The 19,809-nt window shown below is 69.6% G+C and carries 25 protein-coding genes and 2 pseudogenes; 12 read left to right on the forward strand and 15 right to left on the reverse strand.

Annotation, left to right across the window (positions count from 1 at the left end):
* Positions 1-476: 476 nt before the first annotated feature.
* Complete coding sequence (locus tag E2C04_RS00715; RefSeq protein WP_135831133.1) at positions 477-2,003, reverse strand: hypothetical protein; 1,527 nt, start codon at positions 2,001-2,003, stop codon at positions 477-479.
* The gene (locus tag E2C04_RS00720; protein ID WP_135831134.1) at positions 1,993-2,355 is read right to left on the reverse strand and encodes a hypothetical protein; all 363 of its coding nucleotides are present in this window, start codon (positions 2,353-2,355) and stop codon (positions 1,993-1,995) included. Before E2C04_RS00720 ends, E2C04_RS00715 begins: the two co-directional genes overlap by 11 nt.
* A gap of 217 nt (positions 2,356-2,572) precedes the next feature.
* Here E2C04_RS00720 and E2C04_RS00725 point away from each other — a divergent pair, with 217 nt between their 5' ends.
* Positions 2,573-2,965 (forward strand): hypothetical protein, encoded by a 393-nt coding sequence (locus tag E2C04_RS00725; RefSeq protein WP_135831135.1) that lies wholly within the window; start codon positions 2,573-2,575, stop codon positions 2,963-2,965.
* Positions 2,917-3,453, forward strand: coding sequence for a hypothetical protein (locus E2C04_RS00730; RefSeq protein WP_135831136.1), 537 nt, complete (start codon positions 2,917-2,919; stop codon positions 3,451-3,453). Before E2C04_RS00725 ends, E2C04_RS00730 begins: the two co-directional genes overlap by 49 nt.
* 36 nt (positions 3,454-3,489) lie before the next feature.
* Here E2C04_RS00730 and E2C04_RS17515 read toward each other — a convergent pair whose 3' ends face one another.
* From E2C04_RS17515 to E2C04_RS17530, 10 genes are all read right to left on the reverse strand, one after another.
* A complete protein-coding gene (locus E2C04_RS17515) occupies positions 3,490-3,660 on the reverse strand; it encodes a hypothetical protein (protein WP_158630542.1) in 171 nt (56 codons plus the stop codon).
* A 9-nt stretch (positions 3,661-3,669) separates the two neighbouring features.
* The gene (locus E2C04_RS00735; RefSeq protein ID WP_135831137.1) at positions 3,670-3,897 is read right to left on the reverse strand and encodes a hypothetical protein; all 228 of its coding nucleotides are present in this window, start codon (positions 3,895-3,897) and stop codon (positions 3,670-3,672) included.
* A 116-nt stretch (positions 3,898-4,013) separates the two neighbouring features.
* The gene (locus E2C04_RS00740; RefSeq protein ID WP_135831138.1) at positions 4,014-4,463 is read right to left on the reverse strand and encodes a hypothetical protein; all 450 of its coding nucleotides are present in this window, start codon (positions 4,461-4,463) and stop codon (positions 4,014-4,016) included.
* Positions 4,464-4,479: 16 nt separating this feature from the next.
* Positions 4,480-5,016: a thermonuclease family protein gene (locus E2C04_RS00745; RefSeq protein WP_135831139.1), complete on the reverse strand. Its 537-nt coding sequence runs from the start codon at positions 5,014-5,016 to the stop codon at positions 4,480-4,482.
* 10 nt (positions 5,017-5,026) lie between these two features.
* On the reverse strand, positions 5,027-5,302 hold the full coding sequence (locus E2C04_RS00750) for a hypothetical protein (protein WP_238694535.1): 276 nt from the start codon (positions 5,300-5,302) through the stop codon (positions 5,027-5,029).
* Positions 5,299-5,460, reverse strand: coding sequence for a hypothetical protein (locus tag E2C04_RS17520; protein WP_158630543.1), 162 nt, complete (start codon positions 5,458-5,460; stop codon positions 5,299-5,301). Before E2C04_RS17520 ends, E2C04_RS00750 begins: the two co-directional genes overlap by 4 nt.
* Before the next feature lie 51 nt (positions 5,461-5,511).
* Positions 5,512-5,715, reverse strand: coding sequence for a helix-turn-helix domain-containing protein (locus E2C04_RS00755; RefSeq protein ID WP_158630544.1), 204 nt, complete (start codon positions 5,713-5,715; stop codon positions 5,512-5,514).
* A complete protein-coding gene (locus E2C04_RS20495) occupies positions 5,622-6,344 on the reverse strand; it encodes a helix-turn-helix domain-containing protein (protein ID WP_135833589.1) in 723 nt (240 codons plus the stop codon). Before E2C04_RS20495 ends, E2C04_RS00755 begins: the two co-directional genes overlap by 94 nt.
* Complete coding sequence (locus E2C04_RS17525) at positions 6,277-6,993, reverse strand: hypothetical protein (RefSeq protein WP_158630545.1); 717 nt, start codon at positions 6,991-6,993, stop codon at positions 6,277-6,279. Before E2C04_RS17525 ends, E2C04_RS20495 begins: the two co-directional genes overlap by 68 nt.
* On the reverse strand, positions 6,990-7,157 hold the full coding sequence (locus E2C04_RS17530) for a hypothetical protein (RefSeq protein WP_158630546.1): 168 nt from the start codon (positions 7,155-7,157) through the stop codon (positions 6,990-6,992). The genes E2C04_RS17525 and E2C04_RS17530 overlap by 4 nt, the downstream gene beginning before the upstream one ends.
* A 241-nt stretch (positions 7,158-7,398) precedes the next feature.
* Here E2C04_RS17530 and E2C04_RS00765 point away from each other — a divergent pair, with 241 nt between their 5' ends.
* From E2C04_RS00765 to E2C04_RS18355, 7 genes and pseudogenes are all read left to right on the forward strand, one after another.
* The gene (locus E2C04_RS00765) at positions 7,399-7,701 is read left to right on the forward strand and encodes a hypothetical protein (RefSeq protein ID WP_145965123.1); all 303 of its coding nucleotides are present in this window, start codon (positions 7,399-7,401) and stop codon (positions 7,699-7,701) included.
* 239 nt (positions 7,702-7,940) lie between these two features.
* Entirely contained in the window at positions 7,941-8,126 is a 186-nt protein-coding gene (locus tag E2C04_RS00770; RefSeq protein ID WP_135831143.1) for a hypothetical protein, read from the forward strand.
* 817 nt (positions 8,127-8,943) lie between these two features.
* On the forward strand, positions 8,944-9,300 hold the full coding sequence (locus E2C04_RS18340) for a hypothetical protein (protein WP_202977840.1): 357 nt from the start codon (positions 8,944-8,946) through the stop codon (positions 9,298-9,300).
* Entirely contained in the window at positions 9,203-11,284 is a 2,082-nt protein-coding gene (locus E2C04_RS18350) for an AAA family ATPase (protein WP_238694379.1), read from the forward strand. The genes E2C04_RS18340 and E2C04_RS18350 overlap by 98 nt, the downstream gene beginning before the upstream one ends.
* Positions 11,215-11,484 (forward strand): annotated as a pseudogene (locus E2C04_RS21745) (S8 family serine peptidase); the annotation flags it as partial. The gene E2C04_RS18350 and the pseudogene E2C04_RS21745, both read left to right, overlap by 70 nt.
* A 137-nt stretch (positions 11,485-11,621) precedes the next feature.
* Positions 11,622-11,843, forward strand: a pseudogene (locus E2C04_RS21750) (S8 family serine peptidase); the annotation flags it as partial.
* Positions 11,844-11,855: 12 nt separating this feature from the next.
* Positions 11,856-12,494 carry a hypothetical protein gene (locus tag E2C04_RS18355; RefSeq protein WP_202977843.1) on the forward strand — a complete coding sequence of 213 codons (639 nt, stop codon included), beginning with the start codon at positions 11,856-11,858 and terminating at the stop codon, positions 12,492-12,494.
* Between the two features lie 64 nt (positions 12,495-12,558).
* Here the strand turns inward: E2C04_RS18355 and E2C04_RS00785 are convergent, their stop codons facing one another.
* Positions 12,559-13,371, reverse strand: coding sequence for an AbiTii domain-containing protein (locus E2C04_RS00785; RefSeq protein ID WP_135831144.1), 813 nt, complete (start codon positions 13,369-13,371; stop codon positions 12,559-12,561).
* Positions 13,372-13,710: 339 nt separating this feature from the next.
* On the opposite strand from E2C04_RS00785, the gene E2C04_RS00790 reads away from it, so the two are divergent.
* Complete coding sequence (locus E2C04_RS00790; protein WP_135831145.1) at positions 13,711-14,508, forward strand: hypothetical protein; 798 nt, start codon at positions 13,711-13,713, stop codon at positions 14,506-14,508.
* 428 nt (positions 14,509-14,936) lie between these two features.
* Positions 14,937-15,059 carry a hypothetical protein gene (locus tag E2C04_RS20500; protein ID WP_268234014.1) on the forward strand — a complete coding sequence of 41 codons (123 nt, stop codon included), beginning with the start codon at positions 14,937-14,939 and terminating at the stop codon, positions 15,057-15,059.
* A 936-nt stretch (positions 15,060-15,995) separates the two neighbouring features.
* Here E2C04_RS20500 and E2C04_RS00795 read toward each other — a convergent pair.
* Together E2C04_RS00795 and E2C04_RS00800 are read right to left on the reverse strand one after the other, a co-directional pair.
* A complete protein-coding gene (locus E2C04_RS00795; protein ID WP_135831146.1) occupies positions 15,996-18,092 on the reverse strand; it encodes a hypothetical protein in 2,097 nt (698 codons plus the stop codon).
* Positions 18,089-18,439 carry a hypothetical protein gene (locus tag E2C04_RS00800; RefSeq protein WP_135831147.1) on the reverse strand — a complete coding sequence of 117 codons (351 nt, stop codon included), beginning with the start codon at positions 18,437-18,439 and terminating at the stop codon, positions 18,089-18,091. The genes E2C04_RS00795 and E2C04_RS00800 overlap by 4 nt, the downstream gene beginning before the upstream one ends.
* Positions 18,440-18,647: 208 nt before the next feature.
* Here E2C04_RS00800 and E2C04_RS00805 point away from each other — a divergent pair, with 208 nt between their 5' ends.
* Positions 18,648-19,805 (forward strand): hypothetical protein, encoded by a 1,158-nt coding sequence (locus E2C04_RS00805; protein WP_135831148.1) that lies wholly within the window; start codon positions 18,648-18,650, stop codon positions 19,803-19,805.
* The last annotated feature ends 4 nt before the right edge of the window (positions 19,806-19,809 follow it).

Raw genomic sequence — 19,809 nt, forward strand, 5'->3', positions numbered from 1 at the left:
ATTCGCTCAGGACCACATCTACTAGGACAAATAGTAGACCGCGGAATGGCATCAGCAGCATGCGGGACTCCGGACCGAGACTTGGGCGTCCGGCGCGCGCTTCGTGCCGCAGTGGTCGCCCTTGTTCTGGTCGGCCTTATGTCGATGCAGGGCTGGGTCCCATGCGGGCGCGCACCCACGGGCATGGGCACCTCCAGGTCCGGACGGGGTGCCTGCTTCGGCGCACGGTGTGGCGCGGAGCCACGCCGCAACGACCCGCGCCGGTCGCGGCTGCGGGTGACGCTGACACTCACGGGTCCGGCCACGGAACTCAAGACCCGTTCGTGCACCAGACCCCTATGAGCCTGCTGCCAGCAAGCTCGGCCGCCGTTGCGACACGGGGTGGGGTGCGTCGGCCTCTGTGGGTCGAAGCAGACGCCTCCGAACGCTCCGCTTCGGCTGGCACGCATGCTAGAGCGGTCACCTGGGCCTACGACTCAAAGCCTTAGGGATCCTGGTTCGGCTGAACCCACTGGCTGCCAGCCTGTCCGTTCTTGCGATTCAGACCCCCGCTGGTCCCTCAGGATTTCGCGGACGCAGGAAGGTGGCAAATGAACTGAAGCCGCGCGGGATGCAACCTCCGTGGTCATCGCGGCCGTGGCACTCGCAGCCCGGAGAGCTGTTGCCACGGGTCTTGGGATAGGTACCCAACGCCGGGCAAGGATGTCGGCCGGAGAAATCCATACGACATCACCTTCGGGTGGAGCGGCGACACAGCCCGACTCAACGTCGTTGTGCGCTCGACGCGAGAGAGCACGCGCGGGGCCCGTCAGGTTGGGGGTGTCGGCCTTCTCGGCGACGACGTGCGCGAGCTCGGAGCCGGCCTCGATCGCTCGGAGGGTCGCCGCGGTGGCCTGGGGGAGCCCGGGCCGGGTGGCGATGACCTCCGGTGTCGCCAGCGTGGTGGTGTCGTGGGTGATCTGGCGGTAGGCGGCTCGGACTTCCGCGGCTGCGCGGGCCAGGGGCTCCTCGAGGCGGGCGCCCGGGGGAGCGAGGTCGCCCCAACGGCTGGCCAGGTTGCTCCAGGAGTGACCGGCGTCGGCGATCGCGGGGACGAGCCGGTCGGAGGGTTCCAGGATCCCGGCAGTGGCGGCAGCGTCGACGAGCACCATGCTCGCGCCGGCGATGAGGCCCTGGGTGCGGGTGATCAGGAGGATGTTGGAGGGCTCGAGCTGACGGGCCAGGGCACGGTGGGACTGGATGTCCCAGTCGGCGAGCGCCTGGGCCAGTCGGCCGGGGTCGTCGACGGGCCGGATGGCCTCGCCGGTGAGGGCGTGGGGGAACCGGTTGGTCAGGTAGCTGCGGGCGGTGTTCTCGCACGCGGACATCCGGTCGACCCAGACCCCGGTGGGTGCCACAGCGTAGGGGGAGTGGTGCTGGGCCAGTTGGACGCGGCGGCCTGATTCGCGGGCGTCGGTTACGCGGTCGCGGCCGTTGTCGTGCAGGGCGACGTTGACGGCGTGAGCGGTCAGGTACAGCCCGTGCATGATCCTGGTGCGAGCTGCCTCGAGGTCGCGGTGGGCTTCGGTCTGCTCGTGGGGGATCGCGGCGCCGTAGCGGCGCACGAGCGCTGCGGCGTTGAGGAGGGTCTGGGTCATCTGGTCGACGCGGGGGTTGGTCGGGCCCTGACCTGGCCAGGCCTTCCGGCCGGTCAGGCTGGACTCGATGGTCGCGGCCTGCGCGGAGAGGCTGGTGATGGGACGGTCGCGCTCGTCGACGCCCGGCCGCCCGCCCGGGAGTGAGGCCCACAGGTCCTCCGCGGCCGCGACCATCGTCGGCCAGCTGCGCAGCAGCGTGCCGGCGTCGTCGCCGCCGACGTCCATGAGCAACTGGCGAGCCAGATGGTCGACGTCGAAGAGCATCTCGCCGATGCTGCGTACGTCGCGCGTGGTCATCGGGATCTGGTCGACGTCGAAGAGCTCCTGGTCGATGTCGGCGTACGCCAGGCGCCGGTCAGTAGCCAAGGCCGCGCGCTTCCCTGATGAGGTCGCACAGGTCGACGACCAGCTGCGAGCCGTGGACCAGGTCCGGCTGGTGCAGCGGCAGCGGCCGGGTCAGCTCCTCGGCCTCGGTGAGCAGCTGCAGCGGCGTGCGCTCCTCGAGCTCGTCGGCGTCGACGTCGGCCAGCTCGTAGTCCTCAGGCAGCAGCGCGCTGGCCTGAGAGTGCGCGAGGTAGACGCCGAGCCCGAGGTCGTGCAGCGGCGAGTCGGCGGTGGCCCTGTCAGCGTCGCTCCACACCTGGGTGGCGGCCTGGCGCAGCAGGTGCGCGATCGAGCCGAGGGGGTCCCAGGTGCTGTCCGGGTTGAGGGTGTCCACGGGTGTTCCTTTCGGTTGGAGGTCGGTCTGGCCCATGAACCCACGTCCGCGTCGGTCCTCGCTCCACTGGACGGCGGGCTGTGGATAACTCGGGGTGGTGTCGGCGGCTGGGCACAAACTGGTCTCGTTCGCCTATGTCGTACGGCGGTCGCCGAACGATCACCGCGAGCAAAGTCAAGAGATTCGCACTGGTGCTGATAGATGGAGGAGGGTCGTGATGATGAGGTTCCCGATGACCGTGCTGAGGGTGGTGACGCTGGCGCCGGCGCTGCTGGTGAGCTTCGTCCTCACCGTCGTGATGTGCGCCCTGCTCCCTCCGGCGCTGGGCCTGGTGGCGTTCATGGCCGCCGGCGGGGTCCTGGTCGCGCTCGCGATGGGGCAGCTGCAGCAGCCGGCGATCGCGGCGCTGACCAACTCGCGGCCGGCGACCGAGGCCGAGTTCCGGGTGATGGCGCCGGTGCTGGCAGAGCTGGGCGCCGCGGCGTCGACATCGCCACGCTGTTCGTACGCCGGGCGCAGCGTCCAAGCACCCCGGTGGCAGTGGCGGTCGGGCGGCGCACCGTGGTGGTCAGCCCGGGCCTGGTCGACGCGACGTACCGCGGCGGCGTGACCGGGGCGGAGGCGGCCGCGGCGCTGGCCCATGCGGTCGGCCGACACCGGGCTCTGCGGCCGCGGGTGGAGCTGGCGGTGCTCGCGGCGACGACGCCCTGGCGGCTGATCGTGGCTACGTTCCTCGGCATCGGCCGGGCCTTCGCCTGGCTGCGGTTCATGCGGCTGGCCTGGACGCTGCGCGGCGTCGTGGGCGTGATCTGCGTGGTGCAGTCCATGGTCGAGGGCCGGGCCTGGGCCGGGCTCCTCGGGGGCGCCGTCATCGCGCTGACCTACCTGGTGCCGGCTGCCGGCCGGCGGATCGACCTGCGCACCGAGGCAGAGGCCGACCAGTTCGTGCTCGGACTCGGACTCGGGCCCGTCCTTGCGGGGCTGCTGCGGCGCTACGGCCACCCGATGACGCTCGAGCGGATGCAGCGCCTGGACACCGCCACCGACCATCCCGCCGAGCAGCCTCAGCGGCCGCGGCTGCACCTGGTGCACGGCTGAGGCTGTTCTCGAGCGGTTTCGGCGGCTGACGTCGCGCTACTCGTCGTCCTGGAAGCCGGACGTGGAGTGGTGCACGCAGCCGCGGCCGTTGCCCTCGTGCGGCTTGTGGTTCATGCACGGGAACGGTCCGAGCTTGTGTGAGCAGTCGACCCAACGGACGTTCGAGACGTTCGAGGAGCTGACGGCCGTCGCGAGTGCGGTTGCCATGGCTGCCTCCTACCGGCGCGGGCCGCGGCGGCCGAGCTGGGGCCGCTGGTAGGCGGCCGTGTCGGTGTGGTCGTGCTGGCGGCCGGACCGGTGCACCTGCGCGATCTCGGCGTCGGGGGAGGGGCCGGTGTCGGCGGCCGCGGCCTGGGCAGCGGCCGCCTCGGTGGCACTGATCTCCTCGGCGCTCTGGCGGGCCTCTTCCTCGAGCGCGGCTTCCTCGCGAGCGGCTTCACTCATGTGAACTCCTGGATCCCGTGGACCGGCACCGGCTGCGCCAGTCCTCCTTGGTCTCCTAAGTGCGGGCCGGGTCCGGAGCGATCACCTCGGCCGATCCGTGTTGACGCCCGGGTCAGTCAGGCCGACTGCGCCAGCAGCGTGGCCCCCAGCAGCTGCGCGGTGTTGCTCGAGGACCGCCCGGGATCCGCTCGTACCGGGCCGGTCACACGAAGGGTGGGTGTCGAAGCCCTCCTCAACGACGATCCGGTGCAGCTGGCCACCGCAGGCACGACAGCGCCGGTCAGTGTGAGTAGGGCACTCTTCGACCGACACGGCGCACGGCAGGCATGCCGCGGTGGCCCCTGGCTCACCTGGTGGTCGCGGTCCCAGTCGCGCCGCTGGCAGAGCAGCGTGGCGGTCTGTTGCCACAGCGCGTGCTCGAGGTGGGCCGGGGCCAGTCGGCCGAGCGCCTGGTCGACCGCGGCCTTGCGCAGCTGCTCACCGCACCCGAGTACACGTTCGTCGACGCCGCGGCGGCAGCACCATCGGGCCAGTGTCTTCGCCGCGGTGGCCAGCTGCTCGTCCATGTCGGTCTCCCGGCTCTCAGCAGCGGCCCCACAGGCCGCGGCCAGCGTCCTGGGCATCGTCGACGGCCGTGGAGTAGGACTCCTCGCGGGCAAGCGCTGGTCCGGCTTCGTAGCGGCGGGCGGCGCCGCTGGCCAGGAGCTCGCCGGTCACGTCGACGTCGCCGGCGTTTGTCGATCGGTCGACGTAGCGCAGCAGCCGGTCGTAGCGGTCACGGTTGGGCTGGCCGGTGTCGGTGACGAGCTCGACGGTGCTGCCGACCGGAGCGAGCTGCTCGAGGAGCCTGGTGGCGTCCTCGGCGTAGCACTCGGCCGGCTCGGGCGGGTGCGCCGCTTCGGGGGCGTCGATCCCGAGCAGCCGGACTCGGCCGAGCTGGCGGCCGCCGAGCGTCTCGGTGCGGATCGTGTCGCCGTCGACGACGTGGGTCACCCGCGCCTGGGTGGTCGCACCCTCGGTCGGCTCGGGGCCCGTCTGGGTGCCGGGTAGCGCGGCCTTGATCCCGCCGGCGGTCAGCGCGACGATCGCGGCCGCAGCCAGGCCGATCAGGGCCTTCACCGGGCGACCTTCAGCCGGCGGCGCTCAGCGGCGACAGGGACCGCTCGCTGCTGCTCGCGCAGGCCGGGGGAGCGGTGACCGGGCTCGGGGACATGCTCGACGACGTCGCCGGCGCCGATGATGCTGCTGGCTGCTCGGGGAGATCCGCAGCGATCTTCGCGGCAGGTCCCGCAGCGGCGGGGTCTTCTCGATGCGCCGGGTCGCGGACCAGCACGGTGGTGTGGTCGCGGTCGAAGTGACGCGCGATCGCCGGCAGGCTGTGGCCGTGGATGCGGGCCGCGGTCATGGCCACGGCACGAGCGTCGGCGGCCGCCGGCTGCGGTCGGCGCCCAGGAGGACCTCCGGGCTGGTGCCGAAGGCCTCCGCGGCCGCGACCACGGCGTGCTCGACCGGCCCGTCAGGCTCGAGGTCGAGGCCGCCGCCGCGGCGGGGACTCCGCGGCAACGGGCGGAGGGTCCTCGGGGAGGTCGGCGGCGATCTTCTCGGCCAGGCCGTTCAGTGCGGGGGATTCGCGATGCGACGGGTCGCCTGGAGCACCGTGGTGTGGTCGCGGTCGAAGTGACGCGCGATCGACGGCAGGCTGTGCCCCTGGATGCGGGCCGCGGTCATCGCAACCGCACGGCCGTCGGCGGCCGCCCGGCTGCGGTCGGCACCCAGCAGGACCTCCGGTGTGGTCCCGAAGGCCTCAGCGGCCGCCACAACCGCATGCTCGACCGGGCCGTCAGGCTCGAACCTCGACGCCGGCGGGTGCAGGGGGACCACCGTGGCCTCGGAGCGGGGGGGAGTTGGGCGGTGTAGCGGTCGTTGACGTGCGCGGTGACGCGCGCCGCGGCGTCTGCCAGGCGTGGCCGCTCGGCCGTGTGGCGTACGGCGTGGATCACCGAGCCGTGGTCCTTGTCGAAGTGCTCGGCGATCACCGGCAGGGACAGGCCGACCACGCGTGCGGCGGTCATGGCCACCGCCCGGGCGTCGCTGACCGGTCGTCTGCGTTCGGCGCTGCGGATCGCCTCCGGGGTGGTGCCGAACATCGGAGCCGCGGCGTTGATGGCCAGCTCGCACACCGCGGCGGGGCCGGTGGCGGAGGAGGGGGTGCGCTCTGGTCGACCTGGACGGCCAGCACCGTCACGGGACCGCAGCTGCTCGGCGTCGAGCGGTGCGATCAGCTCGGCGACCTGGTCGTGCTGGCCGTTGCCGGCTGCGCGAGGATGAGGCCCGCCAGCTGGCGGCCGCCGTGGTCGAGGTCCATGACGCGCCTCCCGCCTACCGCGCCCGGGATCCGACGCTCCGTGCGGCCTGGTGCGGGATCTGGACGCGGCCTGCTCGGCCATGCGCCGGCGGGCGTTGTCGGTGATCTCGGTCGCGATGCCGGCCGACTGGCGGGCGCTGGCTGCAGCGTGGTCGACGACGTTCTCGAGCAGGCGCACGTCCTCGTCGGCGCGGCCAAGTTCCTTGCCGGCGGTCGCGATGCTCCGCTCGAGGGTGACCGGCTCCAACAGGGACGCGCGGAGTCGCCTGCTGAGCGGCCAGGTGCGCTCTCTCGACATGCTGGGCGGCCAGCCGGGCCATCGGCTTGGCCAGGTCGATCATCTCGCCGACAACCGCAAGCCGCGGCTTCAGTTGCGCGACGTCGCGGGCGAGAGCGGGATCGGTGGTGTCGGCGTCCCGGAGGACGTCGTCGGGCGTCGATGACGCCTGCGAGGCGCGTTCCAGGTGCCCGATGAGTTCGTCGGTCAGCTCGGCGTTGTCGTTGCAGCGGCGCTGCAGGCGGCTCAGGTGCTCGCCGGCGGCCTCGAGGTAGTAGTCGCCGCGGTCGGAGAGTCGCGCCTTGGCAGAGTCGAGCTCGGCGTCATCGAGCACCCGCAGAGCGGAGTTGATCGTGGTGTGCAGCTCCTCGACGACATGGCGGGCCCGTCCCACCGCCTGCTCGGCCATGAAGACGGCGTCGGCGGCATGCAGGGCGGTGTGGGTGGTGGTCATGCCGGGTCACCGCCTCGCGCCTCGGGCGGGGGAGTGCTGCCCGCTGGGGGCAGGACCTCGCGGAGCCGATCGAGCGCTGCCAGCGCCTGCTCGAGGTGGTCGCGGGCCTCCTGGACCGGGTCACGGTCGGCCGCGGCGGACGTGAATTCGGTGGGCGTGCTCACGGGCAACTCCTTGGTGGACCGGGGTCATCTCTCAGTCACCAAAGGAAGGTTGACCCGTCGGGGCGATCACCCGACGCGAAGAAATCTCGCGGGCCGCTCGGCGGGGGCCTGGGTCAGGGCTGGTCCCAGGGCATCGACTCCTGCCCGTCATCGACGCCCTGGCTGATGATGTGGGCCGTGGCGTTGCGCGCGGCGTCGAGGTGCTTGTGGAGGTCGACCGCGAGGCCCGGGCCTCCTCCAGGTGAAGGCGCGCCACGCCGATGGCCATGGCCGGGTCGGACTCGTCGGTCATCGTGTCCATGCTGAGCACCTGGTGGGCCTGGGCCTGCTCGAGCGCGCTGGACAGCTGCGAGAACGCCTGGGGGAGCGCGGCCGCGAGGTCGGCGAACTCCGCGAGCTGGTCAGAGGTCTCGGACGGGATCTCTTCCTGCTCCCACATGGTGGCGCGGTTGAAGCGGTAGACGTGCTCGCGGGCCGCCTGCACGTGCCCGTCGGCGCCGAGAGCTGGTCGTTGTCGCCCACCGTGGTGCCCTTCCTGCCGTGAAGTAGGGCTCGAGTCTCGCGGATCTCGCCGGCGCACGCGCGGACGCTGCTCGCGCCACTGTGGATAGCCATAGAGGTTCCCACCAAGGGTCCCCTCAGGCAGTTCCGGGCGGGAGACTGATCGGCCATGGACCAACAGGCGGCCTCGATCGCGCGACGCGTGGCCATGGCGGCGGCCGCCAGGTTCAACGCTTCGGCCGACGTCAAGGCCTATCGTCGGCTCGCGGCCGCGGTTGCGAGGTGGAAACGCCTGCAGCGCACCGAACCCTGGAGAACGTCGGCGTCGACGAGCTGCTCGACGACCTGGCAGACGTTCACGTCCCGGTGCTAGCCGTGGCCGGGGAGCGGCGGGTCAAGGCGATTGTGTGCACCCTCGCCCTCGACGAACACGTCCGTGGCATTTCGGTCGGAGCCACCAACCCCTGACAGGCCGCTGGATGCGCATAGGATCGGAGGACCAGCCCTCGAGCGGCTGATCTCAATTCAACACTGGCTGGTGCACTCCTGGGGTGCGCGCCCCCGAGGTAACGGGACGCAACCGTAGGCAACTGAAGCGCGATTTCACGCTCAGGACGCTGCTCAAGCGGGACCAAGCGTGGCGTGTTCACGGTTCAAATCCCCCTTCGCGCACGTGTGACAGGCCCCGGGTCCGAGGATCCGGGGCTTTGTCCATTCCGGACCGCGCGGCAGTGCGGTGCGCTCGGCTTCGGGTGTTCGGTCGTCGCCGTCACTTCGGCGTTGGGCCTCCTCGGTCGCCTGGGGTTCGGCGTCTCAGTCACCTAAGTCATCCGAGTCCTGCCCAGCGATCACCTGGCGGACGCTTTTTGTAGCGAGCGCCAGCTTCCGCGGCCATACCGCGCCGCGCGCGGCGAGCGGTCCAGTTGCCGAGCTAAGGGGAGACGGCTGTGCATGGGGCCACCTCGGTAGTGACGCCACTCAAGACCCTGGACTCCCGCTACACGCTCCGGCGGTTGGATTAACCCGCTCGCTCAGGCACCAGAGCCGCTACCCGTCGAAGGGGGTGGCGTGCTGGCTAGCCCGTCGGCGGCCGCGAGGGGTGGAGCGAGAGCGAGAGTGGCGGCGAAGACTTGTCGGATGGTCCTGGCTTACTGGACGGACAAACGGCGGGACCCTCTGGGGGTGCGAATCGGGGGCGTTGCGCCACGCCACTCCGAACATGCCCGATAGACTCAAACGCGATCTGCCCAAGACGGGTCTGCGAGGGTAGAAGGGAGGGTCGTCCGTGGCCACCAACGATCAGTTCAAGGCGCTCGTGAAGAGTCATGCTGACCGCGACGACTCCCAGTTCTACTCGGTCGCAATGCAGGTTGCGGCGAAGGCGGCCCGGTCCGGGCAGGACAAGTTCGCGCAGGAACTACGTGACATGGTCGACGCTCTCCGGAAACGAGAACCGGAGTCTTCGCGTGTCGCATCCGTTGTGCCGGTGTCGCAGCCACGGGGCGAGCTGGCGTCGCTGCTGACGGTCTCCTATCCCACGGCGCGTGTCGCCGACCTGGTTCTTTCCCAAGACCTTTCGGGGCGTCTCCGCCACGTTCTCACGAACAACGGCAGCGCGACGTACTCTCACGCCACGGACTGACTCCCGTACGGCGGATGTTGCTCATCGGACCGCCGGGTACGGGCAAAACGTCCACGGCCCGTGTCATGCGGGCGAGCTCGGATTGCCGTTGTTCGCGATCCGGCTGGACACCATCATCACCAAGTTCATGGGGGAGACCGCGGCCAAGCTTCGCCTCATCTTTGACGCCCTGGTCGAGACACGAGGCGTGTATCTCTTCGATGAAGTAGACGCGCTCGCGGGCGATCGAGCTGCCGCGAACGATGTGGGAGAGATCCGCAGGGTGCTGAACTCCTTCCTCCAGTTTCTCGAGGAGGATCCGTCCGACAGCATCATCATCGCCGCGACGAACCACCCTCAACTGTTGGACAACGCCCTGCTTCGGCGGTTCGACACTGTGATGGACTTCGCCCTTCCCGACGAGCAGAGCGTGCAAGCAGTCATCCGCAATCGACTCGCCGCCTTCCGGATCGGCAACCTCAGCTGGAAGCGCGTTACAGCTGCCGCTGAGGGCCTTAGCCATGCGGAGATCGCGATCGCGGCCGAGAACGCCGCGAAGCGAAACCGTCCTATCGGGCCGCACTCAGATCCGCACCGACGATCTCGTCGCTGCCCTGAACGACCGGCCACGACCAAGCGCACACCGCGTGGCGACAACCTAGGGATCATGGCGGAACGCGATCGGCCGCACTTGGTGGTCTCGGACGGGGGTGCCTCAGAGCCCTTTACCCTTGCCTCATCAGGTGGGGGAAGCGACGCTGAGGGCTTCTCGGGTGACCGCGGTGCTCATGGTCGACGGCTGAAGCGCGAACTCGAGCAGGCACTCTCGACCCCAGCGGATGACGTTGACCGCGAAGGCACCTACGTGGCATTCGTGTCGTTTCCGGGCCTCGAACTTGCCCTCGAAAGCTTGGACCCGCGCGCAACCGGGGAGCACCCCGAACTCGTCTCGGTGCGTGAGGAGACCAACGCGTCAGGACTCGTTCAAATCGCCACCGTGTTCATCCCGGATGGGAAGAAGCAGTACTTCCTGGACCGGTTGTCGCGCTATGTCGACACGGCATCGGAAGACCGGGCAAGGCATGCGGCGCTCGTTGAAGGTATCCGATCCGTTCGCCGGGCGACGATCCGAGAGTTGTGGACCGATCCCGAAGACCAGTTCCCAAGCGATCACACCACTCCGATTTGGTGGGAGGTCTGGCTGCGCAGCCGCGAGGGCGGCGAACGTCAGCGGTTCGCCGCGTTCGCCGCGGAGCACGGTCTTGCGACCAGTGATCACTACCTCGGCTTCGCCGATCGGACGGTGGTGCTCCTTCAGGCGTCAGCCGACCAGCTGGCTGAGTTGTTCGAATCGATCGACGACCTAGCCGAGCTTCGCCGCCCCCACGACATCGCCAACCTGCTGACGAGCCTCCGGCTTTTGAAACAGGCCGAATGGGTCTCCGAACTGCGCGAACGCCTCCAGGCAGCCGCGCCGAGTGCCCCCGCGGTGTGCATCTTGGACACAGGGGTGCAGAGCGGACACCCACTGCTCGCCGACTCGCTGTCTACGGCCGACGCCCACGTAGCGGATCCGCAATGGCAGGTTGAGCCCGTCCACGGGCACGGCACCGAGATGGCTGGGCTGGCGCTGTACGGCGATCTCCAAGGCGCGCTCGCAGGTGCGCAACCTGTAGCCCTGCGGCATCGACTGGAATCAGTCAAGTTCTTCCCTGACACCGGAAGCAACCATCCCGACCTGTACGGCGGCGTAACGGCCCGGGCCGTGGACCGGCCCGAGATCCAAGCTGCTGGACGGTCCAGAGTATTCATGCTTGCCGTGACTGCAACGTCACCGGCACCGCAAGAGGATGCCGATCCACATGGCCAGCGCCGGGAGGCCGGACGTCCAACTCGTGGTCGGCAGCCGTCGATGCCCTCGCATTCGGACGAGCCATCGACGATACCGACCCGCGGCTCACCTATTTGGATCGTGACGAAGAACGTCGGCCGCGGCTGTTCGTGATCTCGGCAGGCAACATCCGTGATCTCAACGCGTCTGATGACCACCTTGAGCGAAGTGATCTCGAGCCGGTCGAGGACCCCGCCCAGTCTTGGAACGCCCTGACGGTCGGCGCTTACTCCGCGGTGGACGACATGGCCGGCGCGCCGGAGCCATTCGCCGGATATGTGCCTATCGCGCCCCGCGGTGATCTGTCGCCGGTCAGCAGAACCTCGGTGGTTTTCGACCGAAAGAAGTGGCCATTCAAGCCTGACGTCGTCGCCGACGGTGGGAACGTCGCGGCCTCCGCGACGGGACCAGCGTCGACACGCCCGAGAACCTCGCTCTGCTCACCACACGTCTGCAGCGGCCAGGCGAGGGATTCTTCACCACAACACGCGACACCTCTGCCGCCACAGCCCAGGTCGCGGCGCTTGCGGCGGATATACAAGCGGCCTATCCCGGACTCCGTCCCGAGACGATCCGGGCGCTCGTTGTTCATTCCGCTGAGTGGACGCCCGCGATGCGTGCGCACGCCGAACGCGCTGGGAACAAGACTGAGTTGGCCAGCCTCCTTCGCCGATACGGTATGGGCGTGCCGGACCGCACTCGCGCACTCCGGAGCGCGGCTGATGCGTTGACCCTGATCGCTGAAGCAAGGATTCACCCCTACGAGCGTGAGGGCAACGCCGCAGACGGCAAGACTCGAGAGATGAACCTGCACGAGCTGCCCTGGCCCAAGGACGAATTGGAAGCGCTCGGGAACGCACAGGTGCGTCTCAGAGTCACGCTGTCGTACTTCATAGAGCCGAACCCCTCCAGCCGGGGCTGGACCGGACGGTATGTCTACCCCTCGCATGGGCTCCGGTTCGCAATGCGTCGGCCCGAGGACAGCGTCGAGTCGTTCCGTCGACGAATCAACACCCGCGCACGCATCGATGGGGACCGGCCCCCGACACTCGAGACCGAAGCGGGCTGGCTCTTTGGAGCAAGCCAGCAACAAGCGGCCGGCTCCCTCCACACCGACATCTGGACGGGATCAGCCGTTGATCTGGCGAGCAAGGGTTCAATCGCAATTTATCCAGTAGCTGGCTGGTGGAAGAATCGGCGCGCGTACGACCAGAGCGAGCTGGGCGTCGAATACTCGCTGGTGGTGAGCATCGAGGCTCCCGAGGTGGACATCTACACGCCGGTGGCCCAGCAGATTAGTCCCGCCGTTGTCGTCGAGACGTAGCCAGGGCCGTGGTGGCACGAAAACCTAGCTACCTGCCCAGAACGTCAAACGCCTGGCTCTAGGACTAGCCGAATGGACTCCAGTCCAGCCATACCGCCGTTCCGGTGATTCCAGCGACGATCGTCGCCGCTCCGACTGCGAATCCCCAAGGCCCCCGGATCCATGCGGGCATCCTCGACGTCTCGGTGCCAGAAGGAGTGCTGGTGATTGTCTGACTGACGCCCGGGTCAGGGCCGCTCGCCTGGTTGGTGTTGATGGTGATCGGGCTGCGCTTCGCGCCATTGATGACGACGTTGACGGCCTGGTTGGCGGCCTCGGCGCTCGGCAGGTCTTCTACGCCGACAGCCCTCATCTCTGCGACGAGCGCTACCAGGTTGGTCCGGATGATGTCGAGGATCCCGTGGATGCTTGTCGGGGCGACCGCCCAGTACATCGACTGATAACTCGTCCCGTACGGGGCTTGCGAGTTCATGTATGTGATTAGGTCCGGCATCCCGGGGTGCTGCAGATGCAGGGTGTCTGAGCTGGCTGCGAGTTTCTCAAGCTCTGCAACGCCGTAGGGGATGGGTGCCTCGTCGGTGATCGTCTCGCGGGCGAACTCAGGGATCTCCCAACGGGAGAGTTGTTGACCTCGAACCATCTTGGCGAGATCCGCTCCGTCGATGCAGACGGCTGCGCGCACCATCCTGTAGGCCGGCAGCTCGACGGCGCCGTCGCCGTAGCCGTCGAGCTCGCGGCGTGCCCAGTCACGTAGCTCGGCGGAGGCGGCGCGTCCACCGAGAGCCACGCACTTGCGCAGCACGTCGGCAAGGGGTGCATGGCCATCGAGCGCCCCAACCTCGATCTGGTCGAGCAGGCTGGGTACTGACCTGGCCATCCCTGCCTCCCAGCCGTCGGTTCGCGGGCGCTTCGTTGATTGGCCCGTTGGCGGGATCCTATGCCGGGCTCGGACCCGCGATCGCCAGGGCGCACGCTGGCACGGGCCGTTGACCCAGAGTTCGTCAGATCGCCACGGGCGACGAGGGCCTGAGTCCGGCCGCGTGGAACGCGGTCTTGCGTAAGGTCGGTTCTGGTGTGGAGGTGGGCGACGAGAGTCTTCTCTTCGTTCCGACCGTGGGTGCGCCGACCGAGCGCAAGCGCCGCGGGCTCGCTCGGGGGCGCGGAACCCGACGCCGAAACCAACGCGCCGCGCCCGATCAAAGTGGTAAGTAGAGGCGTGCCCGAGATCCTCTACCCCGAGTACCGGACGTACGTGGCGAGCCGGGTTGAAGTCAACGACGCCATGATGGCGCTGTTGGCCGGGTCACGGCTCGCCGCGCACACGCTGTCGCTGACGGCCGGCTCCACGGCCACGCTGAAGCAGCTCTTCCCCGCGGTGCCCCACATCGAGCGCTTGGACCTGCGCAGCGACGCCGCCCGAGGCCTGCTCTACAACGCCGATCACCACATCGCGTCCGTTGCCGTGCCCTACGCCCTGGCGACCCACGAAGACTTCGTCGTCTCGATGCTGGGCCTCCTCAAGAACGAGGGCCGCACGCTGGTCACGGGCGGCAAGCGCGTCAGGGCCTGGAACATGCACACGGTCCTGTTCGACACCTGCGGCGCGGCCGAGCCGCCCGAGTGGATGCAGTCGTTCCACGTCCTGCGCGAGATGCGCAACTGCATCACCCACGAAGGCGGCGGTGTCAGCCAGGAGTTGAGGGACGCGGTCGCTGACATGGACGCCAACGCGCGGAGCGGCTGGCAGCGCCTTAACCAAGGCCTCCCGCCGGAGGACGTCGAGCAGAACGGGCGCCTCGTTCTGACGGCCGAGAACATCTTCACGGCCTTCGCTGTGACGAAGCGGCTCGGGCGCGAGGTCAACGCCGCGCTGGCGGGCGAACTCACCTCCGCGGAGTGGGCCAAGATGTTGGTCGAGGACTTCGCCTCCGTCACCTCGAAGGTGAAGAACTCCAGTGCCTGGCGGAGGGCCTGGTCGGCTACGCCCGTCAGAACTACGGCGCGGCCTCCGTGACGGAGCAGGACCTCCAAGCGGCCGCTCGACGCCTCGGCTTCTGGACCCTGCCGAGGTGGAGCTGAGAAAGAAACGAGGGGGCTCTGTCCCATTGAGCTACACCAGCGCGAAGCGTGGGCCGGGACTCGAACCCGGGTCAACCCTCTTCTGTGAAAGTCCTGGTCGTGAACCAGCGGAACCCATGGCTCCGACTTCCTGAGGGGATCGTACCAGACAGTCAGCAGGCTCACCCGAGATCGCGCCGGGCTAAGCCTCATGAACTCCTCCTGCGCCTCTGCTAGGGCCTCGGCCATGCCCTTTTCGTCTTTGAACATGTACTTCTTGATGGCGGCCTGCATGCCCACGGCCGCCCCGTGGGTGTCTGCCGGAGCGACCAGGTAGACCCGCGCGACCCCGACGCCGAGCGCGTGAGCGCCTCCTGAGCCGACATGAGGGCCTTCTCCGAGCGCTCGGGCCAGAAGTCCGGGGGCATGATCTGGCGCTGGAACTCGTTGCGGCTCGCCGCGATCGGCGCGAGCGCTGCCGAGGCTGCGGAGAGGAACGTCGCGTAAGCGTCTCGCCGGTCGTTCCGGGCCAGGACTCGGGTCTCGTGACGACGGCGAAGCCAGTCGGCCACCAACTGCGCCACCCCGCCCAGCAGCGCGCCGACGACGACGCCGACGAGAGTCCACGCCTCTGTGCTCATGGCGCGGATCGACGCCAGACGCCAGACGCGGGGCTCGACTTGTTAGCCCTTCGACACGGCACTCATCGAGTCCCCCTGGGATCCGACAGTTCCGGAGCCGAGGCCATCCGGACCCCGCCTTCGAGGGCCCTGCCATGGCCGGGTCGCCCGCTCGCAACACAACAGGCGGACCCAGGCCACGACCTCACAACCATCACCTGGCCGCTCGACAACGCCACCTCGGGTGAGAGGACGGTCGGAGGCGATGCGACCACGAGCCAGGGGCCGCGGGGTCACCTCATCGGGTTCTCCAGGGAATCCAGCAAGTGCTCCTGGTCGGTCGCTGTCGCGTAGAAGTGCACGGCGGCTACCACGTCCGGAGTCTCCCACGCCTCCGACGTCAACCGCCCGCTCATCGGCATGTGCGGACACTCCGTCGGTGTCTTCGAACGGCTGCAGCAGGTCACACTCGTGAGCCGGCCTCGGTGATCATCGACTACCATTGTGGCGCCGGCGGAAGTCGGTTGAACTGCATACGGCTGGTGCACCCCTGGGGTGCACGGACCCGAGGGAACGGGAGGGAACCGGAGGCAACGGGACGCCGGTTTCACGCTCAGGACGGCGGTTCGTGCGTGATCGAGCGTGGTGGTCTCACGGTTCAACTCCCCCCTCGCGCACGTGAAGAAGGCCCCGATCTCCGGATCGGGGCCTTCTATCATTTCTGGTCCGCTGGTCTGACGTGACGGAAGGTTCGAGCCACCACATGGCTCGAACCTTCCGGCGTCGTGCCCCGGGAGCCGGCTGCGCGCCCCGGGACACCGGATCACTTCGTCAGCGGCTGGACGCACAGCGTGGCGTCGCCATTCCCCTTCGAGTACCAGAGCTTCCCGTCGGCAACCGTGACGGCCGAGGCGTCGCCCAGCTCGACGAGGGCCTTCGAGGAGAGCGTGTAGCTGACCACCGGGGGACGTCCGGTGGTGGTCTCAGCCGCCGTCAGGCGCTCACGCGCCACGGCCAGCCCCTTCTGGGCGGCCTCGACCTGCTGCGCGACCTCCTCGAGCCGCGCCCGCGCGGTGGCGGCGGCGGTCGTGGCGTCGCGCAGGGCGGCGTCGGCCTGCTCGACCGCGGCACGGGCCGCTGCGGCGGCGGTGGTGCGCTCGGCCAGGACGGCCTCGGCCCGGGTCGTGGCAGCGCCGGCCGAGGAGAGCTCCTGCTCGGCGGTCGCGAGCGCGGTGCCCGCGGCGGCCACGTGTGTGCGTACGGCGGCGGCTCGGGCAGCCGCGTCGTCCAGCACACGTCGACCCGACGCCAGCGCCGCCTCGGCGGTGCGCTGCTCGTCCTGCGCAGCCCGGTGCGCGGCAGCCGCGGAGTCAGCCGCCTTCCTGGCCTCACGCGCAGCACCCTGGGCGGCGGCGAGGTCGGCGGTTGCCGCAGTGACGTCACGCTCGCGGGCGGAGAGCTCCTTCACCGCCGCCTGCTCCTGCGACCGCGCCTGGCGCACCTCGGCCAGTGCCTCCGTCAGGGCCTTGGCCGTGGCGGCGCGCGCGGCGTTGGTGCGGGCCAGCTGCTGGAGCTGCGTGGCGAGCTCGGTCCGGAAGGAGAGGCGCTGGGCCCGGTTCTTCGCCGTCGACATCGACTTCCTGAGCGAGGCGATCTTGGTCCGCACCTGCTTCGCCTTCGCGGCGTGCAGGCTCGACTTCTTCTGCAGCGCTGCCACCCTCTCCTGGGCGGCAGCGGTGGCTGCGCGAGCGTCCCGCAGTGCCACCGACGCCGCGTCGCGGCGGGAGGTGGCGGAGCTGAGCTGCTCGGTGCGGTCGCCCTGCACCTCCTCCGCCTCGACGGCGGCAGCAGCGGCCGCGACTTGGGCCGCCAGCGCCGTCGCCACCTTCGTACGCGCCTGGGAGCCGACCCGCTCGAGCACGGAGAAGTCCGCCTCGGCGCTCGTCACGGCAGCGTCGGCCTCGGTGGCGCGGGTGTGGGCGACGTCCAGGGCGGTGCGCGCCTCCTCCCGCGCGGTGCGCCGGCCAGCGAGGGTGGCCCGAGCAGCATCGAGGTCGGTGCGCGCCTCGACGACGGCGCCGTCGGCGTCGCCCGCCGACCGCAGGCTCGCGCCGTGCTGGTCGGTCGCGGAGCCGAGCTGCTGGCGTGCCGCCTCGTCGGCCGCCTCGGCAGAGGCAAGGGCGGTCCGGCTCTCGTCCAGGAGCCCCTCAGCGGCGGCGACCGCCTCCCGGAAGGGGACCGGGTCGACCTCCTGCGACACCGACGTCTGGGTCATGCGCCACACACGGGAGGCGGTGTCGAGGATGTACAGGTGACCGTCCGTCCCGACGGCGACGTTGCGCGGCCCTGCCGTCGTACGCGGCAGCGAGACGCGCCCGGTCGTCGTGCCGTCGTACCAGCGCAGGCCCGTCACCCCGGCGGTCCAGATGCGGCCCTTCCACGAGATCACGTCGTGCGCGTCGTAGATCCAGCGGCCGAAGTCGGGCTCGGTCACGCCCGGAGCCGCCTCCCACGCCCCGACAGCCGGGTCGAAGCGCATGAGCGGGGAGCCGTTGTTGGTGTCGGCACGGGCGTGGACCTTGCCGTCGAGGACGGCCAGCCAGTAGAAGCGCTCGAAGCCGGTGCGCCTGGTGACGTCGGCGTTGGTGTCGACCAGGGACTCGGTGAAGGTCCGCCCGCCGTCCACGCTGCGCCACACGACGGCGCGGTACTGCTCCTTGGCGTCGCGGCCCGCGACCGGCTGGTGGGCGCCGGCGACGAAGACCTCCTGGCCCACGCGGGCGACGTCGAAGACGTGGATGCTGTTGATGCCCGACCCGACGTCGGCCCACTGGCCCTCGGCGTCGGTGGCGTAGCCGTTGGTCGCCCGCGCGCCGAGCGAGGGGTCGATGTTGGGCACGTAGAGCTTTCCGTCGCTCAACGTACGGAAGGTGTTGACCTCCTCCGCCTTGAAGTGCGGGAAGGCGACCTTGAAATCGTTCGTCGCGGGGTCGAAGTAGGAGACGTTCGTGCCCTGCGGCGTGGACGACGAGCCGGTTTGGCGTCGTAGTCGCCGTAGCCGTAGAACACCTTCCCGTCGTAGGCGTGCAGCGTCGACAGCGTACGTCCGCGCACGGTCGCCACTGCCGAGGCGTCGGGGGCGGCGAAGCACGAGCTCGCCGGGGCTCCGGCGGCGTCCGCGGGAATGGCGACCGCGGACACGGCGGAGACGGTGGTGACGACGCTCGCCAGGCACAGCAGGGAGGCGGCGTTCTTGAGGAGGGACATGGCGAGCTCCAGGGGGCGGGGGAGACCGTCCGACGCTGGAGCGGGTCCAGGGGTCCGCCGAGGTGGACGGTGCAGTCGCTCTTCTCATCGGCCGCGGCGGTGCCGCCCTTCGGGAAATCGCCGGACGGATCCGCATCGCGGACCTCTTCCCAGGTGTGCCACGGCCCCGCCACACTGAGGCCCGTCAGCCAACACTCCAGGGGGAACCATGTCTGTCACACCCATGCGTACGCGTCGCCTCGCGGCCGGCTCGATCGCTGCGGCGTTCGCGCTCAGCGGCCTCGCTGCCGTCAGCACGGCGCCGGCCCACGCCGCCGCCTTCGACCCGTCGTGCTCGCCGCCGGACCCGGCGATCAAGACGCTCAAGATCAGCCCGACCCAGGTCAACGTCAAGACCGGCAAGCGCACCGTCGTCGTCTCCGGCACCACCACCGGCCCGGCGCTCGACTCCGTCTACGTCACCGCCGACCCCGTCGGCAAGGGCGTCGACCAGTTCGCCGTCGGCAACCCCAAGGGCAACTCGTTCTCGGTCAAGGTCGTCGTGCCCAAGGGCGCCGGCAACGGCAAGCACCAGATCGAGCTCTCGCTCAGCAGCGAGGACGGCTACGCCTGGTACTCGCCGGCGGACCTGGCCGCGAAGTCGCTGCCCAACTCCTTCAACGTGATCTCGAAGCCCGACCTGGTCAAGCCGACGATCAAGAAGATCAAGCTCAACACCAAGAAGGTCAACACCACCCGCAAGGCCGCCAAGGTCCAGGTCACGGCCACGCTGGCCGACAAGGGCGGGTCGGGCCTCGACTACGCCTACGTCCAGCTGAGCAACGGCCCCGGCAACGCCGCCGCGGTGCTCAAGAAGAAGCGCGGCAAGTGGGTCGGCACCGCCCTCTTCCCGAAGTGGGCCGGCAACAAGAAGGCCACCGTCACCACCGCGTCCGTGCGTGACGTCGCGGGCAACTCGACCTCGTACGGCAAGTTCCCCGGCGCGAAGAAGCTGACCAAGGCGCTCAAGCCCAGCTTCAAGGTCGTCTCGAAGTCGGACCGGAAGGCGCCCAGCATCGGCAGCGTCACCGTCACCCCCAACGCCGTGAAGGTCGGCGAGCGCCGCTGGCAGGTCACCTACTCGATCAAGGCCTCCGACACCCAGTCGGGCGTCGTCAGCGTCTACCCGCGGCTCGTCCTGCGCGGCGGCGACTACCCCGCCACCACCGGCTACAGCTTCCTGACCCTGAAGAAGGGCGTGTGGACCGGCAAGGCCACCATCTGGTGCTTCGACCAGGCCGGCACCTACGACGTCGAGATCGAGTCGCAGGACCGGGTGGGCAACAAGAGCGTCACCCGCAAGGGCACCGTCACCCTCAGCGAGTGACGTA

This window comes from Nocardioides daphniae, from assembly GCF_004777465.1.
Taxonomy (GTDB): domain Bacteria; phylum Actinomycetota; class Actinomycetes; order Propionibacteriales; family Nocardioidaceae; genus Nocardioides; species Nocardioides daphniae.